This is a genomic window from Kitasatospora sp. NPDC023118, assembly GCF_055560875.1.
This window is the reverse complement of the sequence record NZ_JBVHHW010000025.1, coordinates 108,533-121,774: the sequence shown is the minus strand read 5'-3', so window position 1 is coordinate 121,774 and position 13,242 is coordinate 108,533. Positions and strand designations below refer to the sequence as shown.

Annotated in this window: 14 protein-coding genes; 13 read left to right on the top strand and 1 reads right to left on the bottom strand. The window is 71.5% G+C overall.

Annotation, left to right across the window (positions count from 1 at the left end; all coding sequences use genetic code 11):
• Positions 1 to 101 precede the first annotated feature (101 nt).
• The gene (gene tmpA, locus ACZ3UD_RS28405) at positions 102 to 1,685 is read left to right on the top strand and encodes a 2-trimethylaminoethylphosphonate dioxygenase (RefSeq protein WP_465593606.1); all 1,584 of its coding nucleotides are present in this window, start codon (positions 102 to 104) and stop codon (positions 1,683 to 1,685) included.
• A 22-nt stretch (positions 1,686 to 1,707) separates the two neighbouring features.
• Here the strand turns inward: tmpA and ACZ3UD_RS28400 are convergent, their stop codons facing one another.
• Positions 1,708 to 2,496, bottom strand: a complete 789-nt coding sequence (locus ACZ3UD_RS28400) for a GntR family transcriptional regulator (protein ID WP_465593603.1) — start codon at positions 2,494 to 2,496, stop codon at positions 1,708 to 1,710.
• Positions 2,497 to 2,814: 318 nt separating this feature from the next.
• Here ACZ3UD_RS28400 and ACZ3UD_RS28395 point away from each other — a divergent pair, with 318 nt between their 5' ends.
• The 12 genes from ACZ3UD_RS28395 (at position 2,815) to ACZ3UD_RS28340 (ending at position 13,230) form a co-directional block, all read left to right on the top strand.
• Positions 2,815 to 3,984 (top strand): ABC transporter substrate-binding protein, encoded by a 1,170-nt coding sequence (locus tag ACZ3UD_RS28395; RefSeq protein WP_465593600.1) that lies wholly within the window; start codon positions 2,815 to 2,817, stop codon positions 3,982 to 3,984.
• 6 nt (positions 3,985 to 3,990) lie between these two features.
• Complete coding sequence (locus ACZ3UD_RS28390; protein WP_465593597.1) at positions 3,991 to 4,986, top strand: ABC transporter permease; 996 nt, start codon at positions 3,991 to 3,993, stop codon at positions 4,984 to 4,986.
• A complete protein-coding gene (locus ACZ3UD_RS28385) occupies positions 4,986 to 5,795 on the top strand; it encodes an ABC transporter permease (protein ID WP_465593635.1) in 810 nt (269 codons plus the stop codon). Before ACZ3UD_RS28390 ends, ACZ3UD_RS28385 begins: the two co-directional genes overlap by 1 nt.
• Positions 5,796 to 5,826: 31 nt before the next feature.
• Positions 5,827 to 6,912, top strand: a complete 1,086-nt coding sequence (locus ACZ3UD_RS28380) for an ABC transporter ATP-binding protein (RefSeq protein WP_465593594.1) — start codon at positions 5,827 to 5,829, stop codon at positions 6,910 to 6,912.
• Positions 6,913 to 7,045: 133 nt separating this feature from the next.
• Complete coding sequence (locus ACZ3UD_RS28375; protein ID WP_465593591.1) at positions 7,046 to 7,714, top strand: HAD family hydrolase; 669 nt, start codon at positions 7,046 to 7,048, stop codon at positions 7,712 to 7,714.
• Positions 7,715 to 7,721: 7 nt separating this feature from the next.
• The gene (locus ACZ3UD_RS28370) at positions 7,722 to 8,042 is read left to right on the top strand and encodes a DMT family transporter (protein ID WP_355672618.1); all 321 of its coding nucleotides are present in this window, start codon (positions 7,722 to 7,724) and stop codon (positions 8,040 to 8,042) included.
• Between the two features lie 297 nt (positions 8,043 to 8,339).
• On the top strand, positions 8,340 to 8,639 hold the full coding sequence (locus tag ACZ3UD_RS28365) for a hypothetical protein (RefSeq protein WP_465593587.1): 300 nt from the start codon (positions 8,340 to 8,342) through the stop codon (positions 8,637 to 8,639).
• Positions 8,636 to 9,955 carry a WXG100 family type VII secretion target gene (locus ACZ3UD_RS28360; protein ID WP_465593584.1) on the top strand — a complete coding sequence of 440 codons (1,320 nt, stop codon included), beginning with the start codon at positions 8,636 to 8,638 and terminating at the stop codon, positions 9,953 to 9,955. The genes ACZ3UD_RS28365 and ACZ3UD_RS28360 overlap by 4 nt, the downstream gene beginning before the upstream one ends.
• Entirely contained in the window at positions 9,945 to 10,622 is a 678-nt protein-coding gene (locus ACZ3UD_RS28355; protein ID WP_465593581.1) for a hypothetical protein, read from the top strand. The genes ACZ3UD_RS28360 and ACZ3UD_RS28355 overlap by 11 nt, the downstream gene beginning before the upstream one ends.
• Positions 10,619 to 11,272, top strand: coding sequence for a hypothetical protein (locus tag ACZ3UD_RS28350; RefSeq protein WP_465593578.1), 654 nt, complete (start codon positions 10,619 to 10,621; stop codon positions 11,270 to 11,272). Before ACZ3UD_RS28355 ends, ACZ3UD_RS28350 begins: the two co-directional genes overlap by 4 nt.
• 77 nt (positions 11,273 to 11,349) lie before the next feature.
• Positions 11,350 to 11,682: a WXG100 family type VII secretion target gene (locus ACZ3UD_RS28345; protein WP_387618327.1), complete on the top strand. Its 333-nt coding sequence runs from the start codon at positions 11,350 to 11,352 to the stop codon at positions 11,680 to 11,682.
• A 30-nt stretch (positions 11,683 to 11,712) separates the two neighbouring features.
• Positions 11,713 to 13,230 (top strand): WXG100-like domain-containing protein, encoded by a 1,518-nt coding sequence (locus tag ACZ3UD_RS28340; protein WP_465593575.1) that lies wholly within the window; start codon positions 11,713 to 11,715, stop codon positions 13,228 to 13,230.
• Positions 13,231 to 13,242 lie beyond the last annotated feature (12 nt).

The following is a 13,242-nucleotide window of genomic DNA, read 5'->3' as shown; positions in this document are numbered from 1 at the left end:
CCCGGAGAGCCGGACGGCCACTCCTCGGGAGCCACAGAAGGCAAGACCGCATCAGCCACATCCGGCCCTCCCGGGCCGCCTAACAACTTACGGAGGAGAGCATGACCGAGCAACCGCCGCCCTACTGGCTGCGCGACAACTGCCCCTGCGCCGAGTGCCGGGACCCGCGCAACGGGCAGAAGCTGTTCCAGATCAACGACCTGCCATCGGACCTCACCATCGCGGCGCGCAAGGAGATCGACGGCAACCTGGAGGTGCTCTGGTCCGACGGGCACCGCTCCCGCTACCTGCTCACCTGGCTGCACGGGGAGGCCAACGACGACGGCCGGACCGAGGAGGGCAAGCGGCTCTGGGTAGCGGCGGACTTCGCGCGCGGCATCCCCGAGGCCGACTGGGCGGCCTACCTCGCCGACCCCGCCGAGCAGGCCGCCGTCCTCGCCGCCGTCCGGCGCAGCGGCTTCGCCGTGCTGCGCGGGGTGCCGACGGTGGAGCGGCAGGTCCTCCGGGTGGCCGAGAGCTTCGGCTACGTCCGGGTCACCAACTACGGCGAGCTGTTCGACGTCCGGGTCGAGCCAGACCCGAACAACCTCGCGTTCACGGACAAAGCCATCGCCCCGCACACCGACAACCCGTACCGGGACCCCGTGCCGACCCTCCAGCTGCTGCACTGCCCGGAGAACTCGGCGACCGGCGGCGACTCCGGCCTGGTGGACGGGTTCAAAGCGGCGGCCCTGCTCCGCGACGAAGCCCCCGAGGACTTCGCAACCCTCACCCGCACCCCCGTCCCCTTCGTGTTCCGCGACCGCCGCACCGAGCTGCGCGCCGACCGCCCACTGATCGACGTGGACCCGCTCGGCCGGATCCGCGAGGTGCGCTTCAACAACCGCTCGATCGGCACCCTGCGCGGAAGCGGAACCGACCTGGAGGCCTTCTACGCCGCCTACCGCCGTTTCGCCGCGATCACCCTGCGCCCCGAGCTCCAGCTCACCTTCCGCCTGAACCCCGGCGACTGCCTGATCTTCGACAACACCCGCCTGCTGCACGCCCGTACGGCTTTCGAGCAGGACGGCCACCGGCACCTCCAGGGCTGCTACGCGGACCTGGACGGACTGCACAGCACCCTCGCCGTGCTGCGCCGCCGCACCGCCGCCCTGGACGGGATCGCCGAGCTGTTCGCGGGCGAGGGCGCCGGGGAGTACCTGGGCGAGGCCGTCACCATGGCCGAGCACATGCTGCAGGCCGCCGCCGCGGCCGAGGCCGCCGGGGCGCCGGACCACCTGGTCGCCGCCGCGCTGCTGCACGATGTAGGTCACTTCCGGGGTGCCCTGCACGGCCGGGACCTGATGCGCGGGCAGGACAACCGGCACAGCCACACCGGCGCCGACTGGCTGGCCCGCTGGTTCGGCCCGGAGGTCACCGAGCCGGTCCGGCTGCACGTGGCCGCCAAGCGCTACCTGTGCGCGGTGGAGGACGGCTACCGTGCCCGGCTCTCCGAGGCCTCCGAGTACACCCTGCGGGTCCAGGGCGGTCCGATGGACGAGCGCGAGGCCGTCGCCTTCGCCGAACTCCCGGGCGCCGCCGACGCGGTGGCCGTCCGCCGCTGGGACGAGCAGGCGAAGGAGCCCGACGCGAAGACGCCGGACTTCGAGCACTACCGCCCGCTGCTCGCCGCGCTCATGCACTGAAACGCGAAGCGCGCCCGGGAGCTCAGTCCATCTCCCGGGCGTGCCGCGAAAGCGCCGACGTGGCCAGCGAGTTGTGCACGCTGAAGGCCACCGTCCCGGGCAGGTAGCGGTCCTGGGACCACTCCACCGGGGTCCCGGTCGGGTCCGTCGTACGCCGCCGCTCGCGCAGCAGCGGGCCGCCCCGGCGGCAGCCGAGCAGCCGGGCGTCCTCTGCGTTGGCGGCGACGATGTCGATGGTGTGGTCGGCGTCGGTGAACAGGATGCCGTGCTCGCGCAGCACCTCGGTGTGCGAGACCACGTCCGGCGGCAGCTCGGCGACGATCTCGCCGACCCGCGGCGGGTAGACGGTGCGCTCGACCATCACCGGCGTGCCGGAGAGCGTGCGCAGCCGGACCGTCAGGTACACCTCGGCGCCCGGCTCCAGGCGCAGCTGCTCGCGCTCGGCGGCGTCGGCCGGGCGGCGCACCAGGGAGTCCAGGATGCCGCCGGGCTCCTCGCCCATCGAGTACGCCCAGTGGGTGAAGCTGAGCAGTTCGGAGAAGCTCTGCACCCGGGCGCCCCCGAGCACCACCCGGCGGGTGCCGCGACGGGAGGTGACCAGCCCGTCCGAGCGCAGGACGGCGAGCGCCTGGCGGACGGTGCCGCGGGAGACCCCGTACTGCTCGGCCAGCGTGCCCTCGGCGGGCAGCCGGCCCGCCTCGCCGTACGCGCCGGTGGTGATGGCCTCGCGCAGATCGGCGGCCACCTTGCGGTACAGGGCGCCGGCAGCGCGCTCGGCGGGGCGCCCGGGCTCTACTGCCACGTCAGTCAATGTCCCTCCTGGGGCGGTGTCCTGCGCAGCCGTGCCGGCGCGGACAGCCCGACCATATCCCGCTGCGCACTCAGAGCATCGCACCGAACGGATCACGCTCCGATGGCCGGATTCCACCGTTCCCGCAGCCGACCCCGGCTCTGAGCCGTCCGTTCACCTTCCCGTCACCGGACTCCGGCGTACTTACCCCCGTCAGCGAAGTTGGCTAGTCAACTCGGACGGCTCCGAACTCACCTCGGACGGCTCCGAACCGCCACTCGCCTGATCCCCCCGATCAAGACACCCGCTTGCAGTTCCCCCTTCTCAGGAGACTGACCCGTGTCCGTGCACCGCGCCCGCACCGCCGCCTTCGCGGCCGTCCTGACCGCCGCCGCGCTGTCCCTCACCGCTTGCGGTTCCGCCGGCTCCTCCTCCGCGAAGTCCGGCGGCGACGCCGCGGGCGGCAAGAGCGCCAAGACCGCCACCTCCGTCGCCGACTTCGGCGGCATGGACGCCCTGGTCGCCGCCGCCAAGAAGGAGGGCAAGCTGCACGTCATCACGCTGCCGCGCGACTGGGCGAACTACGGCAAGCTGATGGACGACTTCAAGGCGAAGTACGGCATCGAGATCGAGGACGAGAACCCGGACGGCTCCAGCCAGGACGAGATCAACGCGGTCACCTCCCGCAAGGGCCAGGACCGCGCCCCCGACGTCGTCGACCTCGGCTCGGCCTTCGCGATCAGCGCCGGCAAGCAGGGCCTGCTGGCCCCCTACAAAGTGACCGACTTCGACAAGATCCCGGCCACCATGAAGGACGCCAACGGCCTGAGCTACAACGACTACGGCGGCTACATGTCGATCGGCTGCGACGCCAAGAAGGTGTCCGTCTGCCCGAAGACCTTCGCCGACCTGCTCAAGCCCGACTACAAGGGCATGGTCGCCCTGAACGGCAACCCGACCAAGGCCGGTGCCGCCTTCGGCGCCGTCTACGCGGCCGCGCTCGCCAACGGCGGCTCGCTGGACAACATCCAGCCCGGCATCGACTTCTTCGGCAAGGTCAAGCAGACCGGCAACTTCAACCCGGTCGAGGTCACCCCGGCGACCATCGAGAAGGGCGAGACCCCGATCAGCATCGACTGGTCGTACCTGAACGCCGGCTACAGCGACAAGTTCAAGGACAAGGGCATCGACTGGCAGGTGGCCATCCCCTCGGACGGCTCCTACGCCCAGTACTACAACCAGGCGATCAACAAGGACGCCCCGCACCCGGCCGCCGCGCGCCTGTGGGAGGAGTACCTCTACAGCGCCCAGGGCCAGAACGGCTTCCTCGGCGGCTACGCCACCCCCGCCCTGTTCGACTCGATGAAGACCGCCGGCACCCTGGACGCCACCGCCGCCGCCAAGCTGCCGACCGTCGAGAAGCCCTTCACCACCTTCCCCACCCAGGACCAGACGGACGCGGCCAAGAAGGTCGTGACCGAGAACTGGGCCAAGGCGATCGCGGGCTGACCTGAGATGACCACGGCTCCCACCCCGGTGCCGGCCACCGCCTCCGCCGCCCACAGCGGCGGGGGCGCCACCGCCGGCCCCGCCACCCCCACCCCGGCCCCGGCCACCGCCGCCACCGCGGTGGCCGCCAAGGCCCCCCGCCCGGCCGAGCGCCGGGCCGGCGGCAGCCGCGCCTGGCTCGCCGCCCTCCCCCTGCTGCTCTTCTTCGTGATCGGCTTCGGCCTGCCGGCCGTCGCGATCGCCATCGGCGCGTTCACCACCTCCTCGGACGCGCCCGACGGCGGCGGCACCTTCACCATGGACAACCTCACCGGGTCCCTCCAGGGCGCGTACTGGACCGCCCTGTGGGGCAGCGTGAAGCTCTCGCTGCTGACCGCGCTGATCGCCACCGTGGTCGGCCTGCCGCTGGCCCAGGCCGTGGCGACCTCCCGCTTCCGGGCCTTCCGCGAGGCCGTGATGTCCGCCTCCGGCGTGCTCGCCAACTTCGGCGGCGTCCCGCTGGCCTTCATGTTCGTCGCCACCCTCGGCAACGCCGGTGAGGTCACCAAGAAGCTCGGCCTGACCAAGCACGGCTGGAACCTCTACACCTTCTCCGGCCTGTCGGTGGTCTACCTCTATTTCCTGGTCCCGCTGATGGTCATCACCATCACCCCGGCCCTGGAGGGCCTCAAGGCCCAGTGGCGCGAGGCCGCGTACAACAACGGCGCCACCGCGGTGCAGTACTGGCGGCACGTGGCACTGCCCGTCCTGCTGCCCTCGCTGCTCGGCGGATTCGTGCTGCTGTTCGGCGCCTCCTTCGCCGCGTACGCCACCGCCGAGGCCATGGTGGGCAGTTCGGTGCCGCTGATCTCGATGCAGATCGGCGACGCGCTGTCCGGCAACGTCCTGGTCGGCCAGGGCAACCTCGCCCTCGCCCTCGGCCTCGACATGATCGTGGTCGCCTGCCTGGTGATGGCCCTGTACCTGCCCCTTCAGCGCCGGAGTGCCAAGTGGCTCGCCTGATCAATCGCATCCGTTTCGGCCGCGGCCTGGTCCTGCTGCTCTGCGGGATCTACTTCGCGGTGCCGATGGCCGCCTCGCTGTGGTTCAGCATCGACGACAACAAGGGCGGCACCACCTTCCGCGCCTACACCGAGCTGCTGAACGCCCCCGGCTTCACCGACAGCCTGGTGCTCAGCCTCGAACTGGCCGCCGTCACCGTCGCGGTGCTGCTGCTCCTGCTCGTCCCGGCGGTGCTCGCCGCCCGGCTCGGCGCACCGAAGCTGGGCCCGGTGATCGAGGTGATGTGCTCGATGCCACTGGTCGTCCCGGTCGTCGCGCTCACCACCGGCATCATCGGCGTGCTGCGCTGGGGCCCGGACTACCTTCAGGACACCCCGCTCTTCCAGACCATCGTGGCCATCCAGGACCCGAAGTTCCCGATCGTCCTGGTCATCGCGTACGTGCTGATGGCGCTGCCGTTCGCCTACCGGGCGATCGACGCCGGCCTGCGCGGCGTGGACGTGGTCACCCTGGTCGAGGCCGCCCGCAACTGCGGGGCCGGCTGGCTGCGCGCGGTGTTCACCGTCGTCCTGCCCAACCTGCGCAGCTCGCTGCTGAACGCCGCCGTGCTCACCGTCGCCCTGGTGCTCGGCGAGTTCACCACCGCCTCGATCCTCGGCTTCGCCCCCTTCTCGGTGTGGATCAACTCCAACGGCAAGAGCGACGGCCAGATGTCCGTCGCGGTCTCGATGCTCAGCCTGCTGATCGTCTGGCTCGTCCTGCTGCTGATGTCCGCCGTCGGCCGCGGCCGCAAGACCGCCCGGTCCTGAACCACCCCACGCTTTCCAGGAGTCACCAGTCATGACCACGGCCACCGCCCCCGTCACCGGCGTCGCGCTCGCCCCGAGCAGCGCCACCGTCGAGTTCCGCTCGCTGCGCCGCTCCTTCGGCGCCACCACCGCGCTCGACGGCCTCGACCTGACCGTCCACCCCGGTGAGCTGGTCGCCCTGCTCGGCCCGTCCGGCTGCGGCAAGACCACCGCGCTGCGCATCCTGGCCGGCTTCGAGCAGCACGACTCGGGCGAGGTCCTGGTCGACGGCCAGGACATCACCTCGATCCCGGCGCACAAGCGCGACGCGGGCATGGTGTTCCAGTCGTACAGCCTCTTCCCGCACCTGACCGCGCTGGACAACATCGCCTTCGGGCTGCGGATGCGTGGCACCGGAAAGGCCGAACGCCGCAGGCGCGCCGAGGAGTTGCTGGAGCTGGTCGGCCTGCCGCACCGCGCCGGGCACTACCCGCACCAGATGTCCGGCGGCCAGCAGCAGCGCATCGCGCTGGCCCGCGCGCTCGCCCTGCAGCCGCGCGTGCTGCTGCTGGACGAGCCGCTGTCCGCGCTGGACGCCAAGGTCCGCCTCCAGCTGCGCGAGGAGATCCGGCGCCTGCAGCAGGAGTTGGGCATCACCACCCTGTTCGTCACCCACGACCAGGAGGAGGCGCTGTCGATGGCCGACCGGGTCGCGGTGCTGCGTGCCGGCAAGCTGGAGCAGTGCGCCACCCCGTCCGAGCTGTACGGCCGGCCGGCCACCGCCTTCGTCGCCGAGTTCGTCGGCACCATGAGCCGCATCCCGTGCACCCGCACCTCGGACGGCGTCGAGGTGCTCGGCCGCCGGCACGCGGTGGACGGCGCGGTCCCGGCGGACGGCGAACTGCAGGTGCTGGTCCGCCCGGAGAACGTCACCCTCACCCCGTCCGAGAACGGCCCGGCGCTGGTGATCACCGCGTCCTTCCTGGGCGCCGTCACCCGGCTCACCGTCCGCCTGGACGACGGCACTGAGGTCAAGGCCGACCTGCCCACCGAGGCCGCCGCCGCCCTGCCGGCCGGCTCGCGCGCCGACCTCACGCTGCCGGAGCGCCCGGTGCTGGTGGACCGCCGCACCGTCTGAGCTCCCCGGGGCGGGAGAATCCGGGGAGAATCCCCTGGAGAGAGTCCCGCCGCCGAGGGTCTTCCACCGCCCCTGCACCGTCTGAAGAAGCACCGAAGGTACCGCCATGCCTGAAACCGCCATGCCTGAAACCGTGTCCACACTCCCCTCCGCCGTCCTCTTCGACATGGACGGAACCCTGGTCGACACCGAACAACTCTGGTGGCAGGCCGCCGCCGAGCTCGCCGAGGAGCTGAACCGCCCGCTCACCGACCAGGACGCCCCCGAGGTGCTCGGCCAGGCCGTCGAGCACACCGCCGCCCACCTGCACAAGGTCAGCGGCACCACCCTCGGCGAGGCCGAACTCGCCGCCCGGCTGGGCGAGTCCTTCGCCGCCAAGGTCGCCGCCGAGACGGTGCCGCGCCCCGGCGCGCTCGCCCTGCTGGCCGCGCTGCGCGAGGCCCGGGTGCCCACCGCGCTGGTCTCCGCCTCCCCGCGCCGGGTGGTCGACCTGGTGCTCTCGGCGATCGGCCGCGACTGGTTCGAGGTCACCCTGGCCGCCGAGGACACCGCCCGCACCAAGCCCGCGCCCGACCCGTACCTGGCCGCCGCCGAGCGGCTCGGCCTGGACCCGGCCGCCTGCGTCGCCGTCGAGGACACCCCGACCGGCGTCGCCTCCGCCACGGCGGCCGGCTGCGTGGTGCTCGCCGTGCCGTCCACCGCCGTGCCGATGCCGGCCGGCGACCGGATCACCCTGCTGACCAGCCTGGAACAGGTCGACCTCGCGCTGCTCGGGAAGCTCTGCGCAGCCCCGGCGGTTTGACAGCGACATGTCCTACCTCCTGCTCGCCCTCGCCATCATCAGCGAGGTCTGCGCCACCAGCTGCCTCAAACTCACCGAGGGGTTCACCCGCCTCTGGCCCAGCATCGGGGTCGGGATCGGCTACGCGCTCTCCTTCTTCCTGCTCGGCCGAGCCCTCAAGCACATACCGGTCTCGGTCGCGTACGCGGTCTGGTCGGGCGCCGGGACGGCGGCGGTCGCCGGGATCGGCGTGGTCGCCTTCGGGGAGTCGCTGGGCAGGCTGCAGTGGCTTGGGCTCGCACTGGTGATCGTCGGGGTCGTCGTGCTCAACCTCAAGGGCAGCCACTGAGGAAACGTCACATCGCCTGCTGCCGTGCCGGGGTGGGAAGTCGGACGCACTTCCCACCCCGGCCCGTTCGTACCGTGTCCCCCGTGACGAACCCGGGCCCCACCACCTTCGCCTCGTTGCCGTGGTGAAGCCCGCCGCCCCCGAGAAACGCGCTTCTCGCGCCGCTGACGTCAGGACCACGCCACCTCCGCGTAAGGATCCCGTGCGGATACGGGCCGAGACCCGGCAGCGCGGATCACCCACGCACCGACGGCGTTATGCTCGGCCGGTCCGACAACCGACACACCGGGGGAGAAGATGGCCGATTTCACGGTCAGTCCCGAGTTCCTGGCCAAGCTCGCCACGGACCTCAAGGGCTGTGGCGACGAACTCGACCAGGGACTGAAGGCGCTCAAGGAGGCGAGCCGCGACGGACTCGGCTTCGACTTCCTGGAGGACGCCGGCAAGCACTTCCAGGAGAAGTGGGAGTACGGCCTCAAGAAGGTCCGCGAGTGCGTCAAGGTCCTCGACGACGGCCTGGACAAGGTCGCGCAGTCCTACGACGGCACCGAGAAGAGCATCACCAAGGCCCTCACCCCGGCGGCGGGGCAGTCGTGACCGACCCCAAGCCCGACTGGTCCGGCCTCGGCTTCAACCCGGCCCCCGGCGACCCCGCCGCCGTGGCCGGCCTCAGCGGCAGCCTGCGCCGGGTCTCCCAGCACCTGACCGGCGTCCACACCACGCTCACCCAGATCTCCGACAACCAGGGCCAGTGGACCGGCGAGGCCGCCAAGTCCTTCGCCGCCCAGTTCGGCAAGCTCCCCGGCTACCTCCAGGACGCCGCCGACTCGATCACCGCCGCCTACCAGGCCCTCGACACCTGGTACCAGACGCTCAACGAACACCAGCCCAAGGCCGCCGAGTTGGCCCGCGCCGCGATCGCCGCCAAGCAGGGCAAGGAACAGGCCGAACAGGCCCACCGCACCGCGGCCGCCGCCCCCGACCTCGAACTGGCCGGCAAGAGCTTCCCCGACGACGCCTCCCTCGCCGCCGCCGAACAGCGCTACACCGCCGCCAAGAAGCACCTCGACGAGGCCACCAGGCTGGTCAACAGCGCCACTTCGACCCTCACCGGCCTGCAGAGCCAGGCCCACGAGCTCGCCGAAGGCCACAAGTCCGACGCCCGCAAGACCGCCACCGCTATCCGCAAGGCCGCCGACAGCAAGGCCCCACCGGAGCCGGGCTGGCTCAGCAAGGTCGGCAACTGGCTGAAGAACCACGGCGCCGACCTGCTGACGGTGGCCGCAGGCGTCTGCGGCGTCGCGGCGATCTTCTTCCCGGCGTTCGCGCTGCCGGCGATCCTGCTGAGCGCGGCGGCCGCGGGCGCGCACGCGACCCAGTACGCCGCCAAGGGCCAGCTGTGGCCGCCGCAGAAGAACATCGGCAACTGGCTGACGCTGGGCGGCGACGTCCTCGGCGCGATCCCCGGGGTGGGGGTCGCCGCCAAGGGCGTCACCGCCGTCCGCGAAGCGAGCGCCGCCGGTTCGGGCGTGCGCGGGGCCGTGGCGGCCGGGACGACCGAGGTCCGCACCGCCGCCCGCGCGGTCGACCCGGCCAACCCGATCTTCACCACCGCGATCGAGAAGCCCGCCGTCAAGCTCGGGCTCTCCAAGGCCACCGCGATGAACGTCTCCGACGGCGTCCAGGCCGCCACCACCGCCGGGCTCAACGCCCCGACCGCGTACGCCCTCACCCAGGACGACCCGAGCGACGGCCTCACCAGTGCGGTCAACTACACCACCGGCGCCAACAACCTCATCGGCTCGGGCGGCCTCGCGGCCGGCGGCGGCAAGGCCAACCTGGTCGTCGGCACCGTGTCCACCGTCGGCAACCTGCTCGGCGTGGGCGGATGGGCGGCCGGCTATGGCCGTTGAGACCACGTTTCCCCCGCTCTGGCTAACCCTGCCCGCGGGTTTCACCGCCGTCGACCTGGACGAGGACCTCGGTGACCGGATGGCCCGCGCCGCCGAGAGCCTGGACGCCCTCTTCCCCGACACCCTCCCCGAGCAGAAGCTCAGCGCCGTGATCGCCGCCGAGACCGCCCTGCAGGCCCGGCTGCGCGAGGGCGCCGTCCACGTCTCCAGCTGCCTGGTCCGGGCCGAGGACGGCGAGCCCATCCACGGCATGCTCGCCGTCTTCGTCCGCCCGCAGGAGCTCGGCCCGCGCGGCAGCTACCCCGACCGCGCCGCCGAGGAGTTGGCCGAGGCCTGGCCGGACGCCGACGTCGGCGTGGTGGACCTGCCCCTCGGCCGAGCCGCGCTCGCCGCCCGCGACCTGACCGTCCCGGTGCCCGGCGTGGTCTGGGGCGTGCCCGAGTCCACCGTCAGCACGGTGCGCCAGCTCGAACTGCTGATCCCGCACCCGTGGAGCCCGCACGTGGTCGCCGCCGTCTTCACCACCGAGGACCTCGGTTACTGGCCCGAGTGGCTGCCGCTGCTCGCCACCGCGTTCCGCGGCATCTCCTTCCACCCGCCCAGGGACACGAGCCTCGACGACCTGCCGCCCGAGCAGTGGGACAACATCCGGAAGGCCTTCGGATGACCACCACCCAACCCGTCCAGGGCACGCGCGACGGCCTCCGCCGCCTCGGCGGCGCACTGGCCCTCATCGCGCTCTCCACCACCATCCTCATCGGCGTCATGGCGCTGAACGTGTACGTCAACTCGTTCATCGCCACCATGGTGGGATTCGCCTACCCCGTCGTCGTGCTCCTCGCGCTCGCCGTACGGCGCGACGCCGACTGCAACCCCGCGTTCCAGAAGCGGATGTTCGGATGGGGCGCAGGCATCGCCGCCGTCGCCTTTGCCGCATATCTGTCGGGTTCCGTCGCCTGGACCAACCTGATCCTGAGTTCGGGCCGGACCGTGCAGGCCGTGGTCCTCGACGAGAAGGTCACCGACCGCGGCAGCGGGCGGTCGTACACCCTCGCCTCAACGGAGCTGGCCGACGAGGTCCCGGGCGGAGGCCTCGACGAGGGCTCCGCCCGGTTCAAGCGCGGCGACGTGATCACCGTCCGGATGGACCCGGCCGGGCGGGTCGCGCCCAAGCTCCCCGGCGAAGTCGGTTCCACCGTCTACCTGTTGATATTCCTGGGCTGCAACGTCCTGATCGACGGCACCCTGCTCTGGTCCGTGCGCAGAGGCAAGCCGACGCAAGACTCCCCGAGCCCTGTGACCCAGGTCACTCCGTAGCCCGCAACCCAGCCGCTCCCCCGCGCATCTCTCCCTTCGCTCCTTCTCAACGCACAGCCAGCACGGGGGATGACGCCATGGCAGATGACGCAGCGAAGGCCGGCGGACCGGAGTTCAAGATCGCGCCGGGGGACCTGAAGGCCGCCGCGCCGACCTTCGAGACCCAGAGCAAGGCGCTCAAGGACGCACTCGACAAGCTCAAGAAGAGCCTCACCGAAGACGGGGCCCCCTGGGGCAGCGACAAGCAGGGCAACGAGTTCGCGGCGGCCTACAACACCCCGCACGACCACGTGCTCTCCGCGCTCGACGTCCTGGTCAAGGGCATCAACAGCATCAACGAGGGGCTGCACGCCCACGCCGACAACCACACCGGCACCGACAACAAGGTCAAGAAGGACATGTCGGCATGACCGGCGCCCGTTCCCGGCCGGGGGCGGCGGATGGGTGAGTCCACGGCCGCGAAGGCCGTCCAGAAGCTCACCGGCATGTGGTGGCCCGACGCCGACCCGGACAAGCTGCGCAAGGTCGCGGACGCCTGGGAGGCGATGGCCACCGCCATCGACAACGTCACCGTGCCGACCAACCAGGCCGCGGCGGCGATCGTCGCGAACAACCACGGCCCGGCCATCGACGCCTTCGGGAAATTCTGGGGCCAGTACTACGGCGGCAAGGACGGCGCGGGCAAGGGCAAGGGCTGGCTGCCGGACGCCGCCGAAGCCTGCCGCAGTCTGGCCAAGGCGCTGCGGGACTTCGCCGCCGAGGTCGACAAGGCGATCAAGAAACTCGAAGAGGAAGCCGCGATCGTCGGCGCCACCCTGGTGGCCGGCACCGCGCTCGCCTTCTTCACCGCCGGCATCTCCGAGGGTGTTGCCGCGGGCGCCGCCGCGGGCATCGTCGCCACCGCCGCGGGCCTGGGCGTCGCCGTCTCCGAGACGATCGCCACCATCGCCGCCACCGTGCTGGTCGGCGCCGCCTTCGGTGCCGTCGAGGCCATCACCGTCGACCTCGCCGTCGCCCAGCCCATCCGCGTCGAACTCTTCGACGACGGCGGCTACAGCTTCAAGGAGGCCGTCGACTCCGCCGAGACCGGCGGCATCATGGGCGGCGCCGGCGGCGGTTTCGGCGCCGGCGCCCGCGCCGTCTCCACCGCGGCCGGCGGCGCCGAGGGCGCCTCGGTCGCCCTCGCCGGCCTGGCCAAGGTCGCGGGCGCCGCCGACTCCATGCCCGGCCGGATGATCACCGGCGCCGGCCTCAGCTACGGCTACGACGCGGCCTTCAAGACCGGCCCCGTCATGCCGCTCGACCTCGTCCTCGGCGCCGTCGGCGGCGCGGCCGCGCCCGGCCGGGCCAAGACGCCCCCTCCCGAGGCAGAGGGCTGGGGCGGCGCGGGATGGGTCTCACAGCCCTCGGAGTTCGCCGGCAAGGCGTACGAGCAGATCCGCGCGACCGACAACAAGGTCGACCTACCGAAGATCGCCGAAACCACCGGCGTCGACGAGAACGTGCTGCGCCAGGTCAAAGCCCACCTCTTCCGTTCGCAGCACGAGGTCGCGACCGGCCCGCTCGAAACGAAGAAGGGCCTCTTCACGCCCCGCGACGACATCGCCCAGAACTGGCTGGACGCCCAGGCGGGAACGATCAAGCCCAAGAACCTGGAGCAGTTCAAGGCGCTGTTGGCCCACGAGTACATCGAGAGCGAACTCATGAAGGGCGGTCTGCCCTATATCTCCGAACACCCGGACGTCTGGGACGAGACGGGCTGGAAGCAGTTCCCGAAGTCGCTCGACAAGGCAGGCGCCCACGACCTGGCTCCACACTCCGACGAGGGGCACTTCAGGCACTGGAAAACGCTCGGCCTGGAACCTCCCTCCGCCCTCGCAGGCGATCTTTCGAACATTGATAGCGTGGTCTCCGAGATCAAGCAGCAGCTGCGCACGAACGGAGTAAAGGTCAAGTGACAGCGGATCCGT

Excerpts from the sequence above, each read along its gene's own strand:
- tmpA (WP_465593606.1), top strand. The coding sequence starts at position 102 with ATGACCGAGCAACCGCCGCCCTACTGGCTGCGCGACAACTGCCCCTGC.
- ACZ3UD_RS28390 (WP_465593597.1), top strand. The coding sequence starts at position 3,991 with ATGACCACGGCTCCCACCCCGGTGCCGGCCACCGCCTCCGCCGCCCAC.
- ACZ3UD_RS28380 (WP_465593594.1), top strand. The coding sequence starts at position 5,827 with ATGACCACGGCCACCGCCCCCGTCACCGGCGTCGCGCTCGCCCCGAGC.
- ACZ3UD_RS28370 (WP_355672618.1), top strand. The coding sequence starts at position 7,722 with ATGTCCTACCTCCTGCTCGCCCTCGCCATCATCAGCGAGGTCTGCGCC.
- ACZ3UD_RS28365 (WP_465593587.1), top strand. The coding sequence starts at position 8,340 with ATGGCCGATTTCACGGTCAGTCCCGAGTTCCTGGCCAAGCTCGCCACG.
- ACZ3UD_RS28355 (WP_465593581.1), top strand. The coding sequence starts at position 9,945 with ATGGCCGTTGAGACCACGTTTCCCCCGCTCTGGCTAACCCTGCCCGCG.
- ACZ3UD_RS28350 (WP_465593578.1), top strand. The coding sequence starts at position 10,619 with ATGACCACCACCCAACCCGTCCAGGGCACGCGCGACGGCCTCCGCCGC.
- ACZ3UD_RS28345 (WP_387618327.1), top strand. The coding sequence starts at position 11,350 with ATGGCAGATGACGCAGCGAAGGCCGGCGGACCGGAGTTCAAGATCGCG.
- ACZ3UD_RS28340 (WP_465593575.1), top strand. The coding sequence starts at position 11,713 with ATGGGTGAGTCCACGGCCGCGAAGGCCGTCCAGAAGCTCACCGGCATG.